Here is a 24,547-nt window from a genome sequence, read left to right on the forward strand (position 1 = left end):
TGGTGGTAACTGAAATCGCTTCCCGCGACCGTCTGCAACCGTCCCTGCTGGACCGGTTGACCGACGACGACCCGACCAACCCCAAGGAAAGCGCCGACAAACGCGTGCTGTCCCTGACCCAATTGAAAGCCTCGGTGCTGCGCGACCTGGCGTGGCTGCTCAACACCACGTCATTGCTCGATGCCGATGCCACGCTGCACACACCGGCCGGGACCTCAGTGGTCAATTACGGCCTGCCGGCGCTGGCGGGCAACAGTGTTTCCAGCGTCGATATCAAGGCCCTTGAAGCTTTGATTTACCAGGCCATCGCCACCTTTGAACCACGGATTCTGCGCCACACCCTGCGAGTGAAGGCCCGTGTCGGCCATGGCGAGATGAACCACAACGCCCTGAGTTTCGAGATCGAAGGCGACCTGTGGGCGCAGCCGGTGCCGTTGCGCCTGTTGCTGCAAACCGACCTCGATTTGGAATCCGGCCATGTGCGTGTGGTCAATGCCGACCAGCGGAGGCGCCCATGAATCCGCGCCTGCTGGAGCTGTACAACAGGGAACTGCACCACGTGCGCGAAAGCGCCGCCGAGTTCGCCAAGGAATACCCGAAGATCGCCAGTCGGCTGACCCTGTCCGGCATGGACTGCGCCGACCCGTACGTCGAACGTTTGCTCGAAGGCTTTGCCTACCTCACGGCCCGCGTGCAGCTCAAGCTTGACGCCGAGTACCCGACCTTTACCCATAACCTGCTGGAAATCGCCTACCCGCACTACCTGGCGCCCACACCGTCGATGACCGTGGTGCAATTGCAGACCGACCCCGATGAAGGCTCGCTGGCCAGTGGTTTCCCGCTGCCCCGCGACACGGTTTTGCGTGCCGCGCTGGGCCGTGAAACCCAGACCTGCTGCGAGTACCGCACCGCGCACCCGGTGACGTTGTGGCCGTTGCAAGTCGCCAATGCCGAGTACTTCGGCAACCCTGCCGCCGTGTTGGGCCGCCTGGCCGCCAGCGAGCCGAAAGCCAAGGCGGGCTTGCGCCTGACCTTGCGCACCGGCGCCGAGCTGCCCTTCAACAGCCTGGATCTGGATAACCTGCCGCTTTACCTCAGCGGCGCTGACGAACAACCCTTCCGCCTCTACGAACAACTACTGGGCAACGCCTGCGCGGTGTTCGCGCGCAAGCCGGGTGGCGATTGGGTGGAGCGCCTGCCGCAAGATGCCTTGCGTTCCCGTGGTCTCGACGACGCCGACGCGGCCATGCCGGTGGTGGCACGCGCCTTTCAGGGTTATCGGTTGTTGCAGGAATACTTCGCCCTGCCCCATCGTTTCCTGTTCGTCGAGTTCGCTGAACTGAGCCGTGCGGTCAAACGCTGCGATGGCCAGGAACTGGAACTGATCGTGCTGTTCGACCGCCACGAGCCAAGCCTGGAAGGCAGCGTCGGCGCGGCGCAGTTCCTGCCGTTCTGCACGCCGGCGATCAACCTGTTCCCCAAACGGGTGGACCGTATCCACTTGTCCGACCGGGTCAACGAACACCATGTGATCGCCGACCGCACGCGGCCGATGGATTTCGAGATTCATTCGTTAAGTGGCATCACCGGCCACGGCACCGGGCCGGAGCAGCCGTTCCTGCCGTTTTACGCGGTGCGTGACCCTTCGCGTTATGGCCGCGACCAAGCCTATTACACGGTGCGGCGTGAGCCACGGGTGTTGTCCAGCGACCAGCGCCGCAACGGGCCACGCTCTACCTACGTGGGCAGCGAAACCTTTGTCAGTCTGGTCGACAGCGGGCAAGCGCCCTACCGCCACGACCTGCGCCAACTCGGCGTGACGGCGCTGTGCACCAACCGCGATTTGCCCCTGTTCATGAGCGTGGGCAATGGCAAGACCGACTTCACCCTCGCCGACAGCGCCCCGGTGCTGTCTGTACGTTGCGTGGCTGGCCCGAGCCGTCCACGCGCCAGCCATGCCCATGACGCCAAGGCCTGGCGCCTGATCAGCCAGTTGTCGCTCAATTACCTGTCTTTGAGCGAACAGGGCCAGGGCGCTGCGGCCTTGCGCGAACTGCTGCGCCTGTATGGCGACAGCAACGACGCCGCCCTGCAATTGCAAATCGAAGGTCTGCGCGAGGTCAGCAGTAAAGCCGTGACCCGACGGCTGCCGATGCCCGGCCCGATTGTGTTTGGCCGTGGCCTGGAAATCACCCTGGAATTCGATGAAAACGCGTTTCGCGGCACCGGCGTGTTCCTGCTCGGTGCGGTGCTGGAGCGCTTCCTGGCACGTTACGTGTCGATCAACAGTTTTACCGAGACGGTGGTCCGTACCACTGAACGCGGCGAGATCATGCGATGGAAAGCCAAGCCCGGACGTCGTCCGACCCTGTGAGTACCCTCGATGCGATGCATCGGGAGCCCTGGGAATACGATTTCTTCCAGGCGCTGCGCCGTATCGAGTGCGAATCGCCCGGCCTGCCACGCCTGGGCCATTCCCTGCGGCTGGCCGATGACCCGCTGCGCCTCGGGCAGCAGGCCGATTGCACGTTCGCACCCGCCACCCTGGCCTCGGTTGACCCCGGGGGCGATGGCAAGCCCGCGCGGCTGGAGCAGTTCTTTTTCGGCCTTGGCGGCCCCAACGGCCCCTTGCCGCTGCACATCACCGAGTATGTGCGCGAGCGCCAGCGCAACAATGCCGACAGCGCCAGCAAGCAGTTTCTGGATGTGTTCCACCATCGGCTGCTCAGCCTGTTCTACCGGGCCTGGGCCGAGGCGCGGCCGACGGTCAGCCACGACCGGCCGGATGATGACTACTGGTCCGCACGCCTCGCCGCACTCAGCGGCCGGGGCATGCCGAGCCTGTTCAATCAGGGGCTGATTCCCGACACGGCAAAACTGCATTACAGCGGCCACTTGTCGGCGCAAACCCGTTATCCGGACGGCTTGAAGGCCATCCTCAGCGAGTACTTCGGCTTGCCGGTGGAGATTGAAGAGTACGTCGGCCAATGGCTGGAATTACCCGAGCGCAGCCGCGTCAGCGTGAGCGCCAACCGGCTGGGTGTGGACTTTTGCCTGGGCAGCTTCGTGTGGGACCGCCAGCACAAATTCCGCATTCGCCTCGGCCCACTCAAACTGAATGACTACATGGGCATGCTGCCCGGCAGCCAGCCGTTCAACGAGCTGGTGGCATGGGTGGCCGAGTACCTGGGCCATGAACTGGACTGGGACCTGAACCTGGTTTTGCAACAACCCGAAGTGCCGGCGCTGCAACTCAACGGCCAATTCCGCCTGGGCTTCAACACCTGGCTTGGCCAGCCTGCGCATGACGCCAACGACCTAATCCTGGCCCGGCATTACGCCGACCACGCCACTACCTCAAGGAATCCAGAGCATGGGTGAAATCAGTCGCGCCGCCTTGTTCGGCAAACTCAACAGCGTGGCCTACAAGGCCATCGAAGCCGCCACCGTGTTCTGCAAACTGCGGGGCAACCCGTACGTGGAACTGGCTCACTGGTTTCACCAGTTGCTGCAACTGCAGGACTCGGACCTGCACCGCCTCATCCGCCAATTCAACGTGGAGCCGGCGCGCCTGGCCCGTGACCTGACCGAAGCGCTGGACCGTTTGCCGCGCGGCTCGACCTCGATCACCGACCTGTCCTCCCATGTGGAAGAAGCCGTGGAACGCGGCTGGGTGTACGGCAGCCTGATGTTTGGCGAAAGCCAAGTGCGCACCGGCTACCTGGTGCTCGGCATCCTTAAGACGCCAAGCCTGCGCCACGCGCTGCTGGGGTTGTCTTCGGAGTTCGACAAGATCAAGGCCGAAGCCCTGAGCGAACGCTTTGACGAGTACGTCGGCGACTCGCCGGAGAACGCCCTGAGCGCCAGCGATGGTTTCAACGCCGGCGCCGTGCCGGGCGAAGCCAGCGGCGCCATGGCGCCGAGTGCGATGGGCAAGCAGGAAGCCCTCAAGCGCTTCACCGTGGACCTGACCGAACAGGCGCGCAGCGGCAAGCTGGACCCGATTGTGGGGCGTGACGAAGAGATCCGCCAACTGGTCGACATCCTCATGCGTCGCCGCCAGAACAACCCGATCCTCACCGGTGAAGCCGGCGTGGGTAAAACGGCCGTCGTTGAAGGTTTCGCCCTGCGCATCGTCGCCGGTGACGTACCGCCGGCACTCAAAGACGTGGAGCTGCGCAGCCTCGACGTGGGCCTGCTGCAGGCGGGCGCCAGCATGAAAGGCGAGTTCGAACAGCGCTTGCGCCAGGTCATCGAAGATGTGCAGGCGTCGCCCAAGCCAATCATTCTGTTCATCGACGAAGCCCATACGCTGGTGGGTGCCGGTGGCGCTGCCGGAACCGGTGATGCCGCGAACCTGTTGAAGCCCGCTTTGGCCCGCGGCACCTTGCGCACCGTGGCCGCGACCACCTGGGCCGAGTACAAAAAACACATCGAAAAAGACCCGGCGCTGACTCGTCGCTTCCAGGTGGTGCAAGTCGCCGAGCCGTCGGAAGACAAGGCGCTGCTGATGATGCGCGGCGTGGCGTCGACCATGGAAAAACACCACCAGGTGCAGATCCTCGATGAAGCGCTGGAAGCGTCGGTGAAACTGTCACACCGCTACATCCCGGCGCGCCAATTGCCGGACAAGTCCGTGAGTTTGCTCGACACCGCCTGCGCCCGCGTCGCCATCAGCCTGCACGCAGTACCGGCCGAAGTGGACGACAGCCGGCGCCGCATCGAGGCGCTGGAAACCGAGTTGCAGATCATCGCCCGCGAACATGCCATCGGCATTGCCATTGGTGCGCGCCAGAGCAACACCGAAGCGCTGTTGAACGCTGAACGCGAGCGTCTCGCCACACTGGAAAACCGCTGGTCCGAAGAAAAAACGCTGGTGGATGAATTGCTCGCCACCCGCGCAACATTGCGTGAAAAAACTGGCGTTGTGGACAGTGGCAACGATGAGTTGCGCGCGCAATTGGTCGACTTGCAACAGCGCCTGACCGAACTGCAGGGCGAAACCCCGCTGATCCTGCCGACCGTGGATTACCAGGCCGTGAGCTCGGTGGTCGCCGACTGGACCGGTATCCCGGTGGGCCGCATGGCGCGCAATGAGTTGGAGACCGTGCTCAACCTCGACCAGCACCTGAAAAAACGCATCATTGGCCAGGACCATGCCCTGCAGATGATCGCCAAACGCATCCAGACCTCCCGCGCCGGCCTCGACAACCCGAGCAAGCCGATTGGCGTGTTCATGCTCGCCGGCACCTCCGGCGTGGGCAAGACCGAAACCGCGCTGGCCCTGGCCGAAGCCATGTACGGCGGCGAGCAGAACGTGATCACCATCAACATGAGCGAGTTCCAGGAAGCCCACACCGTATCGACCCTCAAGGGCGCGCCACCGGGCTACATCGGCTACGGCGAAGGCGGCGTGCTGACCGAAGCGGTGCGGCGCAAACCCTACAGCGTGGTGCTGCTGGACGAGGTGGAGAAAGCGCACCCGGACGTGCATGAGATCTTCTTCCAGGTGTTCGACAAGGGCGTGATGGAAGACGGCGAAGGTCGCGTGATCGACTTCAAAAACACCCTGATCCTGCTGACCACCAACGCCGGTACCGAGTTGATTGCCCGTGTGTGCAAAGACCCGGCGAACGTGCCGGAGCCGGAAGCAATCGCCAAGGCCCTGCGTCAGCCGTTGCTGGAGATTTTCCCGCCCGCCCTGCTCGGCCGCCTGGTGACGATTCCTTACTACCCGCTGAGTGACGAGATGCTCAAGGCGATCACTCGCCTGCAACTGGGCCGCATCAAGAAGCGCGTGGAGAGTACGCACAAAGTGGCCTTCGACTACGACGACGCGGTGGTCGACCTGATTGTCTCGCGCTGCACCGAGACCGAAAGCGGCGGGCGCATGATCGACACCATCCTGACCAACAGCCTGTTGCCGGACATGAGCCGTGAATTCCTCACCCGCATGCTCGAAGGCAAGGCGCTGGCAGGTGTGCGCATTAGCAGCCGGGATAACGAATTGCACTACGACTTCAGCGACGCCGAATAACTATTGGTGGAATGCGGTCAGTGTGGGAGCTGGCTTGTGTGGGAGCTGGCTTGCCTGCGATAGCATCACCTCAGTGTGACTGACACACCGAGGTGCCTGCATCGCGGGCAAGCCCGCCTCCCACACAAGCCAGCTCCCACATGTGGATTCGGTTCCGTCAGTGACAAAAGTATTTACGGGACAACCGATGCTTTTTAACCAAGCCTCACGCCTCGCCAAAATCACCAGCCCCCTCGGGCCGGATGTGCTGTTGCTCAACGAAATGGGCGGCGGTGAAGAGCTGGGCAGGCTGTTCAACTATGAGCTGCAACTGACGTCTCTGGACGCCAATATCGACCTCAATCAGTTGCTCGGTAAACCCATGAGCGTGGGCCTGCAATTGGCAGATGGCGGTGAGCGGCACTTCCACGGCATCGTCGCGCGGTGCAGCCAGAACATTGATCAGGGCCAGTTCGCCAGTTATCAGGTCACGTTGCGCCCATGGTTGTGGCTGCTGAGCCGTACCTCGGACTGCCGGATTTTCCAGAACCTGAGCATCCCGCAGATCATCAAGCAGGTGTTTCGCGACCTGGGTTTTTCCGACTTCGAAGACGCCCTGAGTCGGCCCTATCGCGAGTGGGAATACTGCGTGCAGTACCGCGAAACCAGCTTCGATTTCGTCAGCCGCCTGATGGAGCAGGAAGGCATTTACTACTTCTTCCGCCACGAACAGGACCGCCATGTGCTGGTGCTGGCCGATGCCTACGGCGCCCACACCACGGTGCCGGGCTACGCGTCGATTCCGTACTACCCCAAGGACGAGCAGCAACGCGAACGCGACCATATGCACAACTGGCACCTGGCGCAGGAAGTACAGCCGGGCTCGCTGGAACTCAACGACTACGACTTCCAGCGCCCGAGCGCCAGCATCGACGTGCGCTCGGCCATGCCGCGCCCGCACGCCGCCGGTGACTATCCGCTGTACGACTACCCCGGCACGTATGTGCAAAGCGCCGACGGCGAACACTACGCGCGCACCCGCATCGAAGCCCTGCAAACCCTGCATGAGCAGATCGAATTTGCCGGCAACGCGCGTGGCCTGGGCTCGGGGCATCTGTTCAGCCTCACCGGCTTCAGCCGCCAGGACCAGAACCGCGAATACCTGATCGTCGGTTGCCGTTATTACATCGTGCAGGAAAGCCTGGAAAGCGGCGGCGGCTCGGGTTCGGCGCAGTTCGAGAGCAGCCTGACCTGCATGGACGCCCAGCAAAGCTTCCGCCCGTTGGCCAGCACCCATCGCCCCATCGTCAAAGGCCCGCAGACCGCGCTGGTGGTGGGCCCCAAAGGCGAGGAAATCTGGACCGACCAGTACGGCCGCGTGAAGGTGCACTTCTATTGGGACCGCCACGATCAGTCCAACGAAAACAGCTCGTGCTGGATTCGTGTGTCGCAATCCTGGGCCGGCAAGAACTGGGGCTCGATGCAGATTCCGCGCATCGGCCAGGAAGTGATTGTGAGCTTCCTGGAAGGCGACCCCGACCGGCCGATCATCACCGGGCGCGTCTATAACGCCGAGCAGACCGTGCCCTACGACCTGCCGGAAAACGCCACCCAGAGCGGCATGAAAAGCCGTTCGAGCAAAGGCGGCTCGCCGGCCAACTTCAATGAAATCCGCATGGAGGACAAGAAGGGCCTGGAGCAGCTGTACATCCATGCCGAGCGCAATCAGGACATCGTGGTGGAGGTGGATGAAAGCCACTCGGTGGGGCATGACCGTAACAAGAGTATTGGCCATAACGAGACGGTGACGATTGGCAATAACCGCGTGCGGGTAGTGCGCAATAACGACACCGTTTTAGTGGGCGGGGCCAAGTCCGACAGCGCTGCCACCACCTATACCGTCGAGGCGGGCGACAGCATTCGCCTGGTATGCGGCGACAGTGTGATTGAGCTGAAGGCAGGCGGAGACATCAACCTGACCTGTGCTTCGTTCAACCTGTTTTCCTCGGGCAGCAGCAAGATCCAGACAAAGGGCAAACTGGATATCAACCTGGGCAGCGACAAGGGCACCTCGCCCGGTAATCAGGGCAAGCAAGCCACGATCCACAACGCCGTCGAGTCAAAATTCCCCGGCAAGCCCGGCGCCGGTCAATAACGAGATTTTTCCGCCATGAATTACCTGATTAACGAAGCCCAATTCACCCTGCCCGATGCCGAAGTACAGGACACCTCGATCAACATTCTCAAGTTCGCCAAGCTGGGCACCACACTGGTGGTCAGCCGCAGCCCTTTGGCGGACGGTGAGGACCTGCAAAGCAATTTCGAAGGCCAATTGAAGAAGCTCGAACAGCAGGTCAAAGACCTTCGCTATTCACCAGCGCAAGCCGTCAAAGTCGGCCCCGCGCAGGATATCGACGCCTTTGAGGTGCAGAACCGCTTCAACAAAGGCAGCGACAACATTTATCAGTATCAGTTGGCGATGCAGATACCCGGCACCCGCCGCCTGATTGCGCTGAGTTACGTCAAGACCCTGCCCCTGGGGCCCGCCGAAGCGGCGCACTGGGCAACGCTTAAAAGCACCCTCAACTTCCTCGCCGCACCTTGAGCCGAGCCTGAGCCATGAGTGAAGACCTCTGGGCTGCCCGCGAAGGCGACGCACTGCTGCATACCTCGGTGATGGCCGATATTCTCGGCGGTGTGCTGGAAGTGGCGGCCTATGCGGCGATCACGACCGTAGGCTGCCTGGCCGTAGCAGGGGCGGTGTTCCTCGCGACCGGTGCGACCATCGCCACAGGCGGCGTTGCATTGGTTCTGGTCGTAGGCGCAGTCGTCGGCATCACCGCCGGGCTCACGGGGGCTGATCTGAAGATATCCAGTTGGTGCGAGTCCGCCGCCAACTGGGTGTTTCCGCCGGTGATCGATGCCTTTATCACCAGCGGCTCGGACGACGTTTTCATCAACGGTAAAAAGGCCGCCCGGGCCGCCGGCAAGATGCTGGCTGTTCCGGTCGCGCCCAGCGAGCCGCCAGAGCCCGGTTTCCTGGACATGGCCGGGGAGTTTTTTTCGCAGATGTGGCGCCCGACAGTCGCCTCCCCTGCCGCGGGCACCGTGCCTTGCCTGCTTGACACGGTTGCATGCACCAAACACCCACCCATGCCTCTGCAATTTATTGCGGAGGGCTCAAGCTCCGTGTTCATCAATGGGCAGCCGGCGGCGCGCAGCGGTGATCGCAGTACCTGTGACGCGAAGATTGGGACAGCCAAGGGGCTGATCTCGCCGGATGTGCGCATCGGCGGCGAGACCCTTGTGGTGCAGGAGATTCGCAGCGGGAAAACCCCCGGCGTGGGCTTGGCGATTGCCGTGGTGATGGCGTTGCGGGGCAACGTGAAATGTTTTTGGACCAAGCTGCCGTGCTTGATTGGCGGCTTGCTGGTGGGTGGCGCCGTCTCTTACGCGACCAGCAAGGTCACCTCTGCGCTCAAGAGTGCCATCAACGGCTCGCCCAACCCGGTGCACAGCGCGACCGGGGCCAAGATCCTGGGCGGGGAAGAGGAGCTGGACTTCGTACTGCCGGGATTGCTTCCAATAGATTGGCAACGCTTCTACAGCAGCCTCGACACACGTCAGGATGGCCTGTTCGGCGCGGGCTGGAGCGTTTCGTATGAGGTATCGGTCGAGATAGACGCTGACGAAAACCTGTTCTACATCGATGAACAGGGACGTCGCCTGGAGATCGGTTACATCCCCCTGTCCGGCGGCGCGTTCGACCCGGGCGAAGGCCTTGCGGTCAGGCGCAGTGGCGACGGCGCGGTACTGATCGAAAGCATCGACGGCCTGTATCGGCTGTTCGAGCCGGACCCGCTGAACCGCTCGCGGATGCGCTTGCAGCTACTGGGCGATCGCAATGAAGGGCGGATTTTCCTCGATTACGACCCTCAAGGGCGGCTGTCTCGCCTGCGCGACACCCATGATTTGATGCATGTAGAACTGAGCTATTCGGCCGAACACCCAAGGCGTGTGAGCCATATCGAACGGCGTTACCTGCGCCAGGCACATTTCGATGCGCGCAGTGATGTGCTCGTCAGTTACCGCTATGACAGCAACGGCGACCTGGCCGAAGTGTTGGACGTGCAAGGGACGACCCTTCGACGCTTTGCCTACGACTCCGGCAGGCGCATGGCCGAGCATCAATTACCGAGTGGTTTGCGCTGTTTCTACCACTGGGACGAAATACCTGGGCCAGATGGCCCGCAATGGCGCGTCAGCCGGCACTGGACAGATGCAGGTGATGAATACGCCTTCGACTACGACCTGGAGGCCGGCATTACCCGCGTGACCGACGGCCTGATGCGGGTCAGCACGCGGCATTGGAACCCGCAGTACCAGATCACTCGCTACGTCGATAACCTGGGCCACACGTGGCAATTCGACTGGAACGAAGACCGCCAATGGGTGGGCGCAATCGACCCGCAAAACGGCCAGTGGCGCTTCAGTTATGACGCATCCGGCAACTTGAGTAGCGTGACCGACCCACTGGCCAGAAGCAGCGGCACACAGTGGCTGGCCCATTGGGCATTGCCCGAGGTGGAAACCGACCCGGCAGGCAACAGTTGGTATTACCGCTACGACTCGCGTGGCAACTGCATTGAAGAAATCGACCCTCTGGGCAACAGCACACGCTATGTCTACGACGGATTCGGCCAGCCGGTTCGTATCATCGATGCCACGGAAAAAACCAGAACACTGCACTGGAACGAATGGAGCCAATTGGTCGAGGAAGTGGATTGCTCGGGGTATCCCACGCGTTATCAATACGATGCGTTTGGCAATCGGGTGGTGCAAACCAATGCCGAGGGCGAGTCAGTGCGCTACCGGTACGGGCCTCGGGGTCTGTTGCTGGAGTGCCAGCTCCCGGATGGCCGCGTAGAGCAATTTCAACGTAGCGCCAGTGGTTATCTGACAGCCTATGTCGACCCCGCAGGTAGCACCACGCGCTATGCCTATGACGTACGCGGTCAGGTCAGGCAGCGCTGGGATGCGCATAACCGCACAGTCATGTTTGATCACGACGCCTACGGACGACTGCGCAAGCTGACCAATGAGAACGGTGAAAGCTATCGTTTTGAGTGGGATGCGGCCGACCGCATGGTGCAGCAGCAAGACCTTGACCAGAGCCGGCGCTGCTACATCTATGACCCGCTGGATGATGTCGTAGCCGTGGACTACCAGCCCGGGACGGAAGGCGAACCGGTAGCACCGCTGTCACACCAGTTTCAGCGGGATCCCGTTGGCCGCCTGGTCAGCAAAGTCACCGAGGACGGCACCACTGCCTACGAGCACGATCTGAACGACCAACTGATCGGTGTCACGCTCACGGCGCCTGATGGTAGCGAGCAGTCACTTGGTTTCAGCTATGACGCCCTGGGACAGTTGCTTGAAGAGAAAAGCGCGGCGGGAGCCGTGCAGCATCGTTACGACGAACTGGGAAACCTGATTCAAACCGGCTTGCCCGACGGTCGATGGCTGAACCGTCTGTATTACGGCAGCGGCCACCTGCATCAGTTGAATCTTGATGGAAGCGTCATCAGTGACTTCGACCGCGACCGCCTGCATCGCGAAGTGCAGCGCACTCAAGGTCAACTCAAGACGAGTACCGCCTACGATCGAAGTGGAAGGGTCCGCTCGCGTCAGCGCCGCAGCATCGACCAACCGTGGCAGTTACCACCCTTGGTCGAGACCGATTACAGCTACGACCCCAGCGACAATCTGATCGGGCGTCGTCGTACTGACCGTCAAGAGCATCTGGGCTACGACAGTACGGGCCGTATTCTTGCGAGCCATCAGGTGGGGCACAGCGAAACCTATGCTTACGATGCCGCAGCCAATTTGCTCGACAACCCGGTCCAAGGGGGTCTGGTAAGGCATAACCGGCTGCTCACGTATCAGGACAAACGTTACAAGTACGACGCCCTTGGGCGGATGATTGAAAAGCGCAGTGCCGTTCGCGGTTTGCAGCGTTTTGTTTACGACGCCGAAAGTCGGCTGGTTGAAGTGCGCAATGGAAACGGCAGTGTGGTCAGGATGACCTATGACCCACTGGGGCGACGCATCGAAAAAACCGAGCATGCCGCCGATGGCCGCCCACTCGGCGTGACGCGATTCACCTGGGATGGCTTACGCCTGTTGCAGGAACATAAACATAGCCAGACCAGCCTCTACATTTACCAAGACTATGGCTACGAACCCCTTGCCCGCGTTGACGGGACTGGGCCGTTGCAGAAAATCCGCTACTACCATAACGACCTCAACGGCTTGCCGGAGCAGCTCACCGAGGCCGATGGCCATGATGTTTGGCACGCGACTTATCAGGTGTGGGGTAATACGCGAGAGGAAGTGCGCGAAGCGTATTTTCTTGAAGAGCAGAACCTGCGGTTCCAGGGGCAGTATCTGGACCGGGAGACGGGGCTGCATTTCAATACGCTGAGGTTCTATGATCCGGATGTAGGGCGGTTTACTACGCCGGATCCGATTGGACTCGAAGGCGGATTGAACACTTACGCTTACTCACCCAACCCGCTTATGTGGTCAGACCCACTGGGCTTGGCGCCCTGCGCCAAGAAGGTGGAGGCCTTGCGCAATGGACCTCAAAAAACTGTCGTGAAAGTGAAAACCAAGAAAGAAGCAAACGAGCTTTTGGCCGAAGCATTTCCTAATAGCCAAAAAGTTAGAGGCATTGGGTCGCAGGACGCCCAAGGCATAAGAAAGAAAAATAAAATGGATCAATTCAAAAAGAGAGACGGGAAAGTTCGATACAGAAAAGATTATCCTATCAACAAGGAAACAGGTCGAGTTTATGGGCACGATGACCCTAAAGGCACAGGACATGGCGAGTTGCCACACGTCAACATTAAACGAGCCGACGGAACAATGGTTCGCATTGATATCACGGGGTAAAATATGAATAAACTAATAGAAGCACTCGACGCTGGAAAGCGCCGTGGATACGAGGAAATACGCAATATAGATGGGGATCCATTTATATTTCAATACGCCTTAAAAAAACAGAATGATATTTATCACACTTATTTTTTCTCAATCGAAGAGTCTAAAATTGATATGATTGAGGATAACGAGAACGAAGAACTTAAAACATTTGGGAATTTAAACGCCGCACTGACTTATCTTATAAACAAAGGTGCAGTAATAGAGAAATTCTCAGCAATGAAAACCACATTACCGTTTTAAAGAGCTATTAGATGGTAATGCTGATGCCAGCAGAATTCATACTGTCCTTTGAGGACACCAATAGGTACGCGGCTCATCTCGACCAGATAAAACAGAAGATCACCCGCCTCGAGACCTTTTCCGAACGTTTTCAAGACCGAAAGTTTCGGTTGGCATGCATTGAGCCCAGAAGCCCAAGTGATTGGAGCTACTATGTACGCCTGTTTTTAGAACAAGAACGTATTTCTCTGAAGATCAGCGCCCATCCGATAAGTGTCGAGCAGAATCTTTCTGTGCTTTTTGAATGGATCAGGTCCTGTACTCGTATCTCGCTTTTGAGAAGTCAAGTAAAAGCAAAAAACCAACATGAAAAATAGTTATCACTTAAATAAACTCCAAAAGGTCGAATTGAGCCTGAATGAAAATAAGGAATACATATCCTCATTTTTGCTAAAAACTACGTTATCGGGAGAGATAATCGAAACCTTCGATTCACTTGCAGATCTGAGAATTCATCTGAACTCAGACCTCTACTACGTTGCACACAACCTTGTTGCACGCAAAGGGGGAAAAATTATCTTTAAAGGGGAGCTCTATAAAGCAACACTAAGTGATCTTCTCGAATTTCTTGGCGACTCTATAAAATCTAACGACTTGAGAGAACTATTAATCTCTCCCGTTAAAGCGTATCCCAATAGCAAAGTGTTTTACTGTACAGAAGACGCGTTTTATATGTACGCAGCAGAGTAAAATGGAGCAGCGTTATGTAGATTGATGGTCCTCAAAAATATAAAATAAATCTGTCAACTTTACCTTCGCTCGGAACTCAGGAAGGAAGCGCTGGACCCCGCCTCCGCCCTAAATAAGATTTTGAGGAAGGTCGACTGATGAATTACTTCAAACTCAATCCGAATGTCGCCAGTAAGCAGTGGGAGGGTTACGTCAACCTCGGAGAGCTTATTTACAGGGGGGAGGAAGTTGATGACGTAGAGCTATCCAACAGCCGAAAGCCTTGCACGCTGAGGCCTCTGCGCTATGACATTCTTGTCGATGGGAAAACTGCTCCGGTCAACACCATCGGAGCGGATTTTTTTGTTTTCGATGAGTCTCTTGAGGGCTGGATAGCCTCAAGGCTGAACACGTGCAATACCTGCCTATCACCCACGAAAGCCAAAAAGTGCGTTATCGGCTCCTTCATGCCTACCACCACGTGGATTGCATCGATTGGGCCGCTTCCGACTATGAAGTCTGGCCCGAAGACCATGTGATCAAGGAGTGGCAGAATCCGAAAGGCCGCTTTTTTTTCGAGCCCGTCCTGATCGCAGAAAAGATCCCTGAAACGGCCGAAGTCTTTCGCTTAGAGGGTTGGGGCGGGGCGTTCAACATCGTCATTTGTGAAGCATATAAAGAGAAATTGCTCGCCCTGGATTTTGATCACTCTTTTCTGGAGTTTCACCCCATCACACTGGTGTAACAGGAAGGTTCTCGCCTTTTCGCATCAACAAAAAATGGGCACCCAACCCAGTCGGCGTGCCCATTTCCCTTACTATTCCGCCTCCCTTCAGACGGTCCTGCTCTTACGGGTTGACGCTGTCTTTGAGCGACTTGCCCGGCTTGAACGCAACGGTGTTGCTGGCCTTGATTTTCACCGGCTCGCCGGTTTGCGGGTTTTTGCCGGTGCGGGCGCCGCGGTGGCGCTGCAGGAAGGTGCCGAAGCCAACCAGGGTGACGCTGTCCTTGCGGTGCAGGGCGCCGGTGATTTCTTCGAGAACGGCGTTGAGTACGCGATTGGCCTGTTCTTTGGTGAGATCCGCTTTTTCAGCGATGGCGGCTGCGAGTTCTGGTTTACGCATATGTGAAGCCTCTTTGACGGTTTTTTGTTGTTATGTCCGTGCTGCTCTCTGGTGGAGCAGCGCCCAAGGCGCCGCAGGCTCTACTCTGCGGCAGACGGGAGTGAGGATGGCATGCCCCAGTGCGCCGCGCCAGTCTCGCGGCGACCTTTCTGGGGGTAAGAACGTGCTGATTCCGACAGAACGACCGGTATTTACGCCAGCAAAGGCGGAAGTTCTTTGTTCAGGGCCAGTTTTTCCATGACAGCGCTGCCGGTCAGTGCATAGCCCAGCAGGCGGCCGCTGGCGTCGCGGCACAAGGCCTTGATGTCGGCGCCCTGCCCTTCGATGCTCCACACGCCTTCGGTGCCGCGCGGCGGCGGTGACACCACCAGCGGGCACACCGGGGTTTTCACGGTGATCGGCATCGGGCCGTAGCTGACGGCCGTGGCGTTGCCGGCCAGGGTCTGCGCCAATGCGCGGGCGCAGCTCATCAACGGCATCACGTACAAAAGGTTCAGGCCGTCGACCTCGGCGCAGTCGCCGAGGGCGTAGATATTGGCGTGGGAAGTCTTGAGGTGGCGGTCCACCATGATTCCACGGTTGATTTGCAGACCGGCTGCGGCGGCCAGGTCCACCCGCGGGCGCAGGCCGATGGCCGAGACCACCAGATCGCAGCGGATCACTTCGCCATCAGACAAATGCGCTTCCAGGCCGTCAGCCGTGCGCTGCAGACGGTTGAGCACCGGCCCCAGATGGAAACGTGCACCAAGGCCTTCCAGCCCGGTTTTCACGGCAGCGGCCGCCGCCGGATGCAGCAGGGTCGGCATGACTTGCTCGCACGGCGCCACCAAGTCGATTTCATAGCCGCCGAGGATCAGGTCGTTGGCAAATTCACAGCCAATCAGGCCGGCACCGAGCAGCAGCACGCGGCGTTTGCCGACGGCGGCGGCCCGAAAGCGGGCGTAGTCTTCGAGGTCATTGATCGGGAAAATCAGGTCAGCCCCGTCCCCTTCAACCGGCACACGCACGGTTTCTGCACCCCAGGCCAGGATCAGGTCGCGATAAACCACCGCTTCCTCGCCGATCCACAGCCGCTTGTGGCCCGGGTCAATACCGCTGACGCGGGTGTGGGTGCGTACTTCGGCCTTGAGTTGCTCGGCCATGGCACCAGGTTCGGCCATGCTCAGGCCATCGGCTTCCTTGTTCTTGCCAAAGCCGGTGGAGAGCACGGGTTTGGAGTAGGAGCGCCCGTCATCCGTGGTGATCAGCAGCAGTGGGGTCTCGCTGTCGAGCTTGCGAAACTCCCGGGCCACGTTGTAACCGGCCAGCCCTGTGCCGATGATCACGACAGGTGCGTTCATTCCTTTCTCCTTGTTAACCATTTCTTAAAATTCGGATCAGCCGATTTCGATCATTTCGAAATCCATTTTGCCCACGCCGCAATCCGGGCACAGCCAGTCTTCCGGGACGTCTTCCCAACGGGTGCCAGGCAGAATTCCGTCATCCGGCCAGCCGTCTTTTTCGTCATAGATCAGGCCGCAGACTACACATTGCCACTTCTTCATTACTTGCTTCCTCAGGGTCCAGGCATCTTGGCCGACGGTCGATAGACCAACGTTGCCGCGCGGCTCAGGGCGTTTTGTACTGATCGGGGCCGCCAGATGCAAGCAAGATCGACGCATGGGGCCGGTTCGCCCCGGCAAAAGTGCAGGGCACCATGGTAAGCTCGCCGCCTCTTTTGCTGCCAATATTGACTCACTGTGCCGCACTCAAACGCCCTTCCCGATGCTTGCCAATGGCTGACCCAGAGCCTTCTAAGCCCATTGCCTGCGCCTTTGACCGTCAATTGGCTGTTCAATGAAGACTCGCTGACGCGCCGGCTGACGTGGCTGTCCCACGACGGCTTCAGCGTGACGCCGCTGTTCGAAGGCTGGCAACCGTTGCGCGATGACGAATGCGCCGCGCTGAACCTGGCCCCGGCCACGGTCGGCTGGGTGCGTGAGGTGTATTTGCGCGGGCACGGCCAGCCATGGGTATTTGCGCGCAGTGTGGCGGCGCGCAGCGCGCTTCAAGGCGACGGTTTGCACATGGACGAACTCGGCAGCCGGTCCCTCGGCGAATTGTTGTTCTGCGATGAGGCCTTCACCCGCCAGGCAATCGAAGTGTGCCATTACCCACGCCAATGGCTGCCCACAGCTGACCAGGTTGACGGCCTCTGGGGCCGTCGCTCGCGTTTCGACCGCGGCCCGCTGAGCGTGCTGGTGGCAGAAATATTCCTGCCCGGCTTCTGGCACGCGCTGCACGACCACCCGGAGAATTGCTGATGTATCAACGTCTGCTCAAATCCCTGAACCGTCTGAACCCCAGGGCCTGGGATTTCATTCAGTTGACCCGCATGGACAAGCCCATCGGCATTTACCTGCTGTTGTGGCCGACCCTGTGGGCACTGTGGATTGCCGGCAAGGGCTCGCCGTCGTTTACCAATATCGTGATTTTCGTGCTGGGCGTGGTGCTGACCCGCGCCGGTGGTTGCGTGATCAACGACTGGGCCGACCGCAAGGTCGACGGCCACGTAAAACGCACCGAACAACGCCCGCTGGTGAGCGGCAAAATCAGCTCCAGGGAAGCGCTGGTGTTTTTTGCGGTGCTGATGGGGATCAGCTTCCTGCTGGTGCTGCTGACCAACGCCAGCACCATCCTGCTGTCTCTCGGCGGCCTCGCGCTGGCGGCGAGCTACCCGTTCATGAAGCGCTACACCTATTACCCGCAGGTGGTGCTGGGCGCGGCGTTTTCCTGGGGGATGCCGATGGCGTTCACTGCCGAAACCGGCCACCTGCCCGCCACCGCATGGCTGCTCTACATCGCCAATCTGTTGTGGACGGTGGGTTACGACACCTATTACGCGATGACGGACCGGGACGACGACTTGAAGATCGGCGTGAAATCCACCGCGATCCTGTTCGGCGATGCCGACCGCGTGATCATCCTCACCCTGCAAAGCCTGGCGCTGGTATGCCTGCTGCTGGCAGGCCTGCGGTTCGAGCTGGGCGGCTGGTTTCACCTGGGCTTGCTGGCGGCGGCAGGCTGTTTTGCCTGGGAGTTCTGGTACACCCGCGACAAGGACCGCATGAAGTGCTTCAAGGCGTTCCTGCATAACCATTGGGCCGGGTTGGCGATTTTTGTGGGGATTGTGGCGGATTACGCCTTACGGTGATTTCTCCGACGCCATCGCGGGCAAGCCCGCTCCCACAGTTGGAACGCGTACTCCTGTGGGAGCGGGCTTGCCCGCGATGATTTCAGCAGCACCACAGGTTCAGGGCTTGATGACGTGCCACGCCCCGCCCTTGCCATCACCGGTCTTGTCACCGGCCTTGTGGTCATCCTTGTAGGTGTACACCGGCTTGCCTTTGTAGGCCCACTGGCTGGTGTTGTCATCGCGGGTGATCACCGTCCAGTCGCCCACCTTCGTATCGGTAGATTCAGCTTTAAGCGGCGGCCAGTTGGTCGCGCACTGGTCCTTGCACACGGACTTGCCGTCGGCGTCTTTGTCGAAGGTGTAGAGGGTCAACCCTTTGTGGTCCACCAACAACCCGTCTTTGGTCATCGCCGGTTCTGCAGCAAACGCCAGCGTCGGCAGCGTCAACGCGGCCGTGACCAGCAGGGCTTTCCAGGAAATCGTGCGGTAAGTCATCAGAACCTTCCTTTTGTGGTTGTCAGGATTCGGACCCAAAGGGTAGTCCAGAGTGCCGTTATTTGCCTGAGCGGCTAAATTACTGTCACACGACTGCAATAATTCCGTTATCTAATGCGGCGCAAGACAGTTAAATGACAAGAGGATTCAGGCATGGTTGGCAGGAGCATTCTGATCGTTGACGACGAAGCGCCCATTCGCGAAATGATCGCCGTTGCGTTGGAAATGGCCGGCTATGACTGCCTGGAGGCGGAGAACTCCCAGCAGGCCCATGCCATTATCGTCGACCGCAAGCCGGACCTGATCCTGCTGGACTGGATGCTGCCCGGCACCTCCGGCATCGAGCTGGCCCGCCGCCTCAAGCGCGACGAGCTGACCGGGGACATCCCGATCATCATGCTCACCGCCAAGGGCGAAGAGGACAACAAGATCCAGGGCCTGGAAGTGGGCGCCGACGACTACATCACCAAACCATTTTCCCCACGCGAGCTGGTCGCGCGCCTGAAGGCCGTGCTGCGCCGCGCCGGCCCGACCGATGGCGAAGCGCCGATCGAAGTCGACGGCCTGATCCTGGACCCGATCAGCCACCGCGTGACCATCGATGGTAAACCGGCCGAGATGGGCCCGACCGAATACCGCCTGCTGCAGTTTTTCATGACCCACCAGGAACGCGCCTACACCCGCGGCCAGCTGCTCGACCAGGTCTGGGGCGGCAACGTGTATGTGGAAGAGCGTACGGTGGACGTGCATATCCGCCGTCTGCGAAAAGCCTTGGGCGATGCCTACGAGAATCTGGTACAAACCGTGCGCGGTACCGGTTACCGATTTTCCACAAAGGGCTGAGCCAGAGCGGTTCTGACTCAAGCGCCCGACTCAAGACCCTGACTTAAAAGCTGACAAGGACGCATGTTCAAGTGAATCAAAACTGGCATGGCACCCTGATCCGCCACATGCTTCTGTTGATCACCGGCTGCCTGTTGGTGGGCCTGGTCAGTGGCCAATATGGCTGGGCCCTGGCCGTGGGCATCGGCCTGTACCTGGGCTGGACCCTCAAACAGCTGCTGCGCCTGCATGAATGGCTGCGCCAGCACAAACCCGACGAAGCGCCACCCGACGGCTACGGCCTGTGGGGTGAGGTGTTCGACAGCATCTACCACCTGCAACGCCGCGACCAACGCGTGCGCGGGCGCCTGCAAGCGGTGATCGACCGGGTGCAGGAGTCCACTGCCGCGCTCAAGGACGCGGTGATCATGCTCGACAGCGACGGCAACCTGGAATGGTGGAACCGCGCCGCCGAGACCCTGCTGGGCCTCAAGACACCCCAGGACAGCGGCCAACCAGTGACCAACCTGGTGCGCCATCCGCGCTTCAAGGAGTACTTCGAACAGGAGAACTACGAAGAAGCCCTGGAAATCCCCTCGCCCACCAACGACCGCGTGCGCATCCAGCTGTACCTGACGCGCTACGGCAACAACGAACACCTCATGCTGGTGCGCGATGTCACCCGCATCCACCAGTTGGAACAGATGCGCAAAGACTTCGTCGCCAACGTCTCCCACGAACTGCGCACGCCGTTGACGGTGATCTGCGGTTACCTGGAAACGCTGCTGGACAACGTCGACGAGATCAACCCGCGCTGGAGCCGTGCCCTGCAGCAGATGCAGCAGCAAGGCTCGCGCATGCAGACCCTGCTCAACGACCTGCTGTTGCTGGCCAAGCTGGAAGCCACGGATTACCCGTCGGACAACCACCCGGTGGCCGTGCAGAGCCTGCTGCAGACCATCAAGAACGACGCCCAGGCCCTCTCCGGGCAGCGCGGGCAGCAGATCACACTGGAAGCCGACCCGCAAATACTGCTCAAAGGCAGCGAGGGCGAGTTGCGCAGTGCGTTTTCCAACCTGGTGTTCAACGCCGTGAAGTACACCCAGGACAAGGGCAATATCCGTATTCGCTGGTGGGCCGACGAACATGGCGCACACCTGAGCGTGCAGGACTCCGGTATCGGTATCGACGCCAAGCACCTGCCGCGCCTGACCGAGCGTTTCTACCGTGTCGATTCCAGCCGCAACTCCAACACCGGCGGCACCGGGCTGGGTTTGGCAATCGTCAAACATGTATTGCTGCGCCATCGCGCGCGCCTGGAGATCAGCAGCGTGCTGGGGCATGGCAGTACGTTTACCTGTCATTTCCCGCCGGCTCAGGTGACCCGTTCGCGGATGCTCGGGAATGATGAATAACCTGCATCAGCGTTGAACTCAGTGTGGGAGCTGGCTTGGTTGGAGGAATGCGTTTCCAGGCCCCACCCGGCAGCGGGCACTAGGCAAGCGCCCCGCCAGCCGCTACATTGGCCGACTTGCGCCTGCCTTTCAGGCCCTTATGTCACCCCTTATTGAACACACGGAACCTGCAAAACCCCATCATGGACCCTTCCCCTGGTATCACCCTCGCTACACTCTTCGCCGACTTCGGCATGATTCTTTTTGCACTGATCCTGGTATTGCTCAACGGTTTCTTCGTTGCGGCCGAATTCGCCATGGTCAAACTGCGCGCCACCCGGGTTGAGGCCATCGCCCACAAGAACGGCTGGCGCGGGCAGATCCTGCGCACCGTACACAGCCAGCTCGACGCCTACCTGTCGGCCTGCCAGCTGGGTATCACCCTCGCCTCCCTCGGCCTGGGCTGGGTCGGTGAACCGGCGTTTGCACACATTCTTGAGCCGCTGCTCGGCGCCGTAGGCGTGCAATCGCCGGAAGTGATCAAGGGCGTGTCGTTTTTCGCCGCTTTCTTCGTGATTTCCTACCTGCACATTGTGGTCGGCGAACTGGCACCCAAGTCCTGGGCGATTCGCAAGCCCGAGCTGCTTTCGCTGTGGACCGCCGTGCCGCTGTACCTGTTCTACTGGGCCATGTACCCGGCGATTTACCTGCTCAACGCCAGCGCCAACACCATCCTGCGCATCGCCGGGCAAGGCGAGCCCGGCCCGCACCACGAACATCATTACAGCCGCGAAGAACTCAAGCTGATCCTGCACTCCAGCCGTGGCCAGGACCCGAGCGATCAAGGCATGCGCGTATTGGCTTCCGCCGTGGAAATGGGCGAGCTGGAAGTGGTGGACTGGGCCAATTCCCGGGAAGACCTGGTCACCCTGGACTTCAACGCGCCGCTCAAGGAAATCCTCGCGCTGTTCCGTCGCCACAAATTCAGCCGCTACCCGGTGTATGACGCCGACCGCAATGAATTCGTGGGTCTGCTGCACATCAAGGACCTGCTGCTGGAACTGGCGGCGCTGGACCACATTCCCGAGTCGTTCAACCTGGCCGAGCTGACACGCCCGCTGGAGCGTGTGTCGCGGCACATGCCGTTGTCGCAGCTGCTGGAGCAGTTCCGCAAAGGCGGCGCGCACTTCGCCCTGGTGGAGGAAGCCGACGGCAAGGTCATCGGCTACCTGACCATGGAAGACGTGCTGGAAGTGCTGGTGGGCGACATCCAGGACGAACACCGCAAGGCCGAGCGCGGCATTCTCGCCTACCAGCCGGGCAAGTTGCTGGTACGCGGTGACACGCCGCTGTTCAAGGTCGAGCGCCTGCTGGGTGTGGACCTGGACCACATCGAAGCCGAAACCCTGGCCGGCCTGATCTACGACACCCTCAAGCGGGTGCCGGAAGAGGAAGAAGTGCTGGAAGTCGAAGGCCTGCGCATCATCATCAAAAAGATGAAAGGGCCGAAAATCGTGCTGGCCAAGGTGCTGTTGCTGGACTGATCTCAGCCAGTCAATGAAGATCAAACTGTGGGAGCGGGCTTGCCCGCGATTGCAATGTGTCAGCCAACATCCTCGGTGACTGATACACCGCGATCGCGGGCAAGCCCGCTCCCACATGGGTCACTGCCATCCTGAAAGTTACGCCCCCGGCACGAAGTGCTTCTGCGCCGTGCCGCGTGCGATCAGGCGGGAGATGTAGTCGAGTTTCTGCGCGTCCTGGTCAATAAACCGGAAGGTCAGTTGCAGCCAGTCGCTGTCGGGCTTGGGCTCATAGGCGACGATGGCGTGCAGGTAGCCATTGAGGCGCGCCACTTCGGCGTTGTCGCCTTGCTCCAAGTCAAGCACGGCGCTTTCCAGGACCTGAGGCAGCACTTCACCGCGACGCACCACCAGCAGCGCTTCCTTGATGCTCAGCGCCTTGATCACGCATTGCTGGTTGCCGCTGGACAGGCGCAGTTGGCCCTGGCCACGGCCACTTGCCGGCGAGGCGGCGGCAGGCGCTTGTACCGGCGGGCTGCTGAGCAGGCCTTTGCTGGGGGCCGCTACCGGCGCCGGGCGGGTAGCCTCCGGTTTGCCGCCGGTCAGGGCGTTCAGGGAATCGTTGCCGAAGGCCGAGTTCATCTTGGTCGGCGCGCTGGCGATCAAGGCATCGAGGCGGCCGATCTTGTGCAAGGCCTGCTTGACCTTGTTCAGCAACTGCTCGTTGGTGAATGGCTTGCTGACGTAGCCGGAAACGCCGGCCTGGATGGCCTGCACCACGTTTTCCTTGTCGCCACGGCTGGTCACCATGATGAAGGGCATGGCCTTGAGGTGCGATTGCTCGCGGCACCAGGTCAGCAGTTCAAGCCCGGACATTTCGGGCATTTCCCAGTCACACAGCACCAGGTCGAAGGTCTCGCGCATGAGGATGGATTGCGCCTTTTTGCCGTTCACCGCGTCTTCAATCTTGATCCCCGGGAAGTAATTGCGCAGGCACTTCTTCACCAGGTCGCGGATAAACGAGGCGTCATCCACCACCAATACACTGACTTTACTCATCGACCCTTCATCCTATAAAAACTTCGGCACGCAAACGCCTGACTGATGGCAGTTTGCCAAAACTCGCGGATCACAGAAGGACTTTATATCGCCTGCTGTGCAAAAAAATTCGGAAGCCACAAACGAAAACGCCCGGCCAAAGGCCGGGCGTTAAGTTCTCGGGCAACCTTACTTATCGTCAGTTTCGCCCGGAACATTAGGGATTTGGTCGGCGGTGCCTTCAACTTCGGCCTTCATGCGCTTGAGGCCCATGTGCCGCACATCGGTGCCGCGCACCAGGTAGATGACCAGCTCGGAGATATTGCGCGCGTGGTCGCCAATACGCTCCAGCGAACGCAGCACCCAGATGATGTTCAAGACCCGCGAGATAGAGCGCGGGTCTTCCATCATGTAGGTGGCCAACTCGCGCAGCGCAGTTTTGTATTCGCGGTCGATGGTCTTGTCGTACTGGGCCACGGAGAGCGCCAGTTCCGCGTCGAAGCGGGCAAAGGCGTCCAGCGCGTCGCGCACCATGTTGCGCACCTGGTCGCCGATGTGGCGCACTTCCACGTAACCGCGCGGCGCTTCGCCTTCTTCGCACAGCTGGATGGCGCGGCGGGCGATCTTGGTGGCTTCGTCGCCGATGCGCTCCAGGTCGATCACCGACTTGGAGATGCTGATGATCAAACGCAGGTCGGACGCCGCCGGCTGGCGACGGGCCAGAATGCGCAGGCATTCTTCGTCGATGTTGCGTTCCATCTGATTGATCTGGTCATCGATCTCGCGCACTTGCTGGGCCAGGCCCGAGTCGGCCTCGATCAGCGCGGTGACGGCGTCGTTGACTTGCTTCTCCACCAGCCCGCCCATCGCCAGGAGGTGGCTGCGCACTTCCTCAAGCTCGGCGTTGAACTGCGCGGAGATATGATGGGTAAGGCCTTCTTTGCTGATCATGTGGGTGTCCTTGGAGCGTCCGGTAAGGTGCGCAACGCGCAGCATTCAGTGCAATC

20 protein-coding genes are annotated in these 24,547 nt (G+C 60.1%); 14 read left to right on the top strand and 6 right to left on the bottom strand.

What is annotated here, in order from left to right; genetic code table 11:
• Positions 1-2 precede the first annotated feature (2 nt).
• From tssE to ATI14_RS06240, 9 genes are all read left to right on the top strand, one after another.
• Complete coding sequence (tssE, locus tag ATI14_RS06190) at positions 3-518, top strand: type VI secretion system baseplate subunit TssE (RefSeq protein WP_005792513.1); 516 nt, start codon at positions 3-5, stop codon at positions 516-518.
• A complete protein-coding gene (gene tssF / locus ATI14_RS06195; RefSeq protein ID WP_016969969.1) occupies positions 515-2,374 on the top strand; it encodes a type VI secretion system baseplate subunit TssF in 1,860 nt (619 codons plus the stop codon). Before tssE ends, tssF begins: the two co-directional genes overlap by 4 nt.
• Positions 2,338-3,381 carry a type VI secretion system baseplate subunit TssG gene (gene tssG, locus ATI14_RS06200; protein WP_016969970.1) on the top strand — a complete coding sequence of 348 codons (1,044 nt, stop codon included), beginning with the start codon at positions 2,338-2,340 and terminating at the stop codon, positions 3,379-3,381. The genes tssF and tssG overlap by 37 nt, the downstream gene beginning before the upstream one ends.
• Positions 3,374-6,037, top strand: coding sequence for a type VI secretion system ATPase TssH (tssH, locus tag ATI14_RS06205; protein WP_080520168.1), 2,664 nt, complete (start codon positions 3,374-3,376; stop codon positions 6,035-6,037). Before tssG ends, tssH begins: the two co-directional genes overlap by 8 nt.
• A gap of 187 nt (positions 6,038-6,224) precedes the next feature.
• The gene (locus ATI14_RS06210; protein ID WP_016971660.1) at positions 6,225-8,171 is read left to right on the top strand and encodes a type VI secretion system Vgr family protein; all 1,947 of its coding nucleotides are present in this window, start codon (positions 6,225-6,227) and stop codon (positions 8,169-8,171) included.
• Positions 8,172-8,186: 15 nt separating this feature from the next.
• Positions 8,187-8,621 carry a DcrB-related protein gene (locus ATI14_RS06215; RefSeq protein WP_016971661.1) on the top strand — a complete coding sequence of 145 codons (435 nt, stop codon included), beginning with the start codon at positions 8,187-8,189 and terminating at the stop codon, positions 8,619-8,621.
• Positions 8,622-8,635: 14 nt separating this feature from the next.
• Entirely contained in the window at positions 8,636-12,970 is a 4,335-nt protein-coding gene (locus ATI14_RS06220) for an RHS repeat-associated core domain-containing protein (RefSeq protein ID WP_016971662.1), read from the top strand.
• A 3-nt stretch (positions 12,971-12,973) separates the two neighbouring features.
• Positions 12,974-13,261, top strand: coding sequence for a hypothetical protein (locus tag ATI14_RS06225; protein WP_016971663.1), 288 nt, complete (start codon positions 12,974-12,976; stop codon positions 13,259-13,261).
• 1,120 nt (positions 13,262-14,381) lie between these two features.
• The gene (locus ATI14_RS06240; RefSeq protein ID WP_016971666.1) at positions 14,382-14,714 is read left to right on the top strand and encodes a hypothetical protein; all 333 of its coding nucleotides are present in this window, start codon (positions 14,382-14,384) and stop codon (positions 14,712-14,714) included.
• Between the two features lie 103 nt (positions 14,715-14,817).
• On the opposite strand, the gene ATI14_RS06245 is transcribed toward ATI14_RS06240, so the two are convergent.
• From ATI14_RS06245 to ATI14_RS06255, 3 genes are all read right to left on the bottom strand, one after another.
• The gene (locus ATI14_RS06245) at positions 14,818-15,093 is read right to left on the bottom strand and encodes an HU family DNA-binding protein (RefSeq protein ID WP_003213368.1); all 276 of its coding nucleotides are present in this window, start codon (positions 15,091-15,093) and stop codon (positions 14,818-14,820) included.
• 191 nt (positions 15,094-15,284) lie between these two features.
• Positions 15,285-16,433 carry an NAD(P)/FAD-dependent oxidoreductase gene (locus ATI14_RS06250; RefSeq protein ID WP_080520170.1) on the bottom strand — a complete coding sequence of 383 codons (1,149 nt, stop codon included), beginning with the start codon at positions 16,431-16,433 and terminating at the stop codon, positions 15,285-15,287.
• A gap of 36 nt (positions 16,434-16,469) precedes the next feature.
• Entirely contained in the window at positions 16,470-16,637 is a 168-nt protein-coding gene (locus ATI14_RS06255; RefSeq protein WP_015886569.1) for a rubredoxin, read from the bottom strand.
• Positions 16,638-16,832: 195 nt separating this feature from the next.
• Between ATI14_RS06255 and ATI14_RS06260 the strand changes: the two genes are divergently transcribed.
• Together ATI14_RS06260 and ubiA are read left to right on the top strand one after the other, a co-directional pair.
• On the top strand, positions 16,833-17,396 hold the full coding sequence (locus tag ATI14_RS06260; protein WP_016971668.1) for a chorismate--pyruvate lyase family protein: 564 nt from the start codon (positions 16,833-16,835) through the stop codon (positions 17,394-17,396).
• Positions 17,396-18,286: a 4-hydroxybenzoate octaprenyltransferase gene (gene ubiA / locus ATI14_RS06265; protein ID WP_016971669.1), complete on the top strand. Its 891-nt coding sequence runs from the start codon at positions 17,396-17,398 to the stop codon at positions 18,284-18,286. The genes ATI14_RS06260 and ubiA overlap by 1 nt, the downstream gene beginning before the upstream one ends.
• Positions 18,287-18,385: 99 nt before the next feature.
• Here ubiA and ATI14_RS06275 read toward each other — a convergent pair whose 3' ends face one another.
• Positions 18,386-18,763: a COG4315 family predicted lipoprotein gene (locus ATI14_RS06275; protein WP_016971670.1), complete on the bottom strand. Its 378-nt coding sequence runs from the start codon at positions 18,761-18,763 to the stop codon at positions 18,386-18,388.
• Between the two features lie 153 nt (positions 18,764-18,916).
• On the opposite strand from ATI14_RS06275, the gene phoB reads away from it, so the two are divergent.
• The 3 genes from phoB (at position 18,917) to ATI14_RS06290 (ending at position 22,523) form a co-directional block, all read left to right on the top strand.
• Positions 18,917-19,606: a phosphate regulon transcriptional regulator PhoB gene (gene phoB / locus ATI14_RS06280; RefSeq protein WP_003195617.1), complete on the top strand. Its 690-nt coding sequence runs from the start codon at positions 18,917-18,919 to the stop codon at positions 19,604-19,606.
• Positions 19,607-19,713: 107 nt separating this feature from the next.
• Positions 19,714-21,000, top strand: coding sequence for a phosphate regulon sensor histidine kinase PhoR (gene phoR, locus ATI14_RS06285; protein WP_218166693.1), 1,287 nt, complete (start codon positions 19,714-19,716; stop codon positions 20,998-21,000).
• Between the two features lie 182 nt (positions 21,001-21,182).
• Positions 21,183-22,523 (top strand): hemolysin family protein, encoded by a 1,341-nt coding sequence (locus ATI14_RS06290; protein WP_016971672.1) that lies wholly within the window; start codon positions 21,183-21,185, stop codon positions 22,521-22,523.
• Positions 22,524-22,661: 138 nt separating this feature from the next.
• Here the strand turns inward: ATI14_RS06290 and ATI14_RS06295 are convergent, their stop codons facing one another.
• Together ATI14_RS06295 and phoU are read right to left on the bottom strand one after the other, a co-directional pair.
• Positions 22,662-23,561, bottom strand: a complete 900-nt coding sequence (locus tag ATI14_RS06295) for a response regulator (RefSeq protein ID WP_016971673.1) — start codon at positions 23,559-23,561, stop codon at positions 22,662-22,664.
• 168 nt (positions 23,562-23,729) lie between these two features.
• Entirely contained in the window at positions 23,730-24,491 is a 762-nt protein-coding gene (gene phoU / locus ATI14_RS06300) for a phosphate signaling complex protein PhoU (RefSeq protein ID WP_016971674.1), read from the bottom strand.
• Positions 24,492-24,547: the final 56 nt, after the last annotated feature.

It is taken from the genome of Pseudomonas tolaasii NCPPB 2192 (genome assembly GCF_002813445.1).
In the GTDB taxonomy this organism is placed as follows: Bacteria; Pseudomonadota; Gammaproteobacteria; order Pseudomonadales; family Pseudomonadaceae; genus Aquipseudomonas; species Aquipseudomonas tolaasii.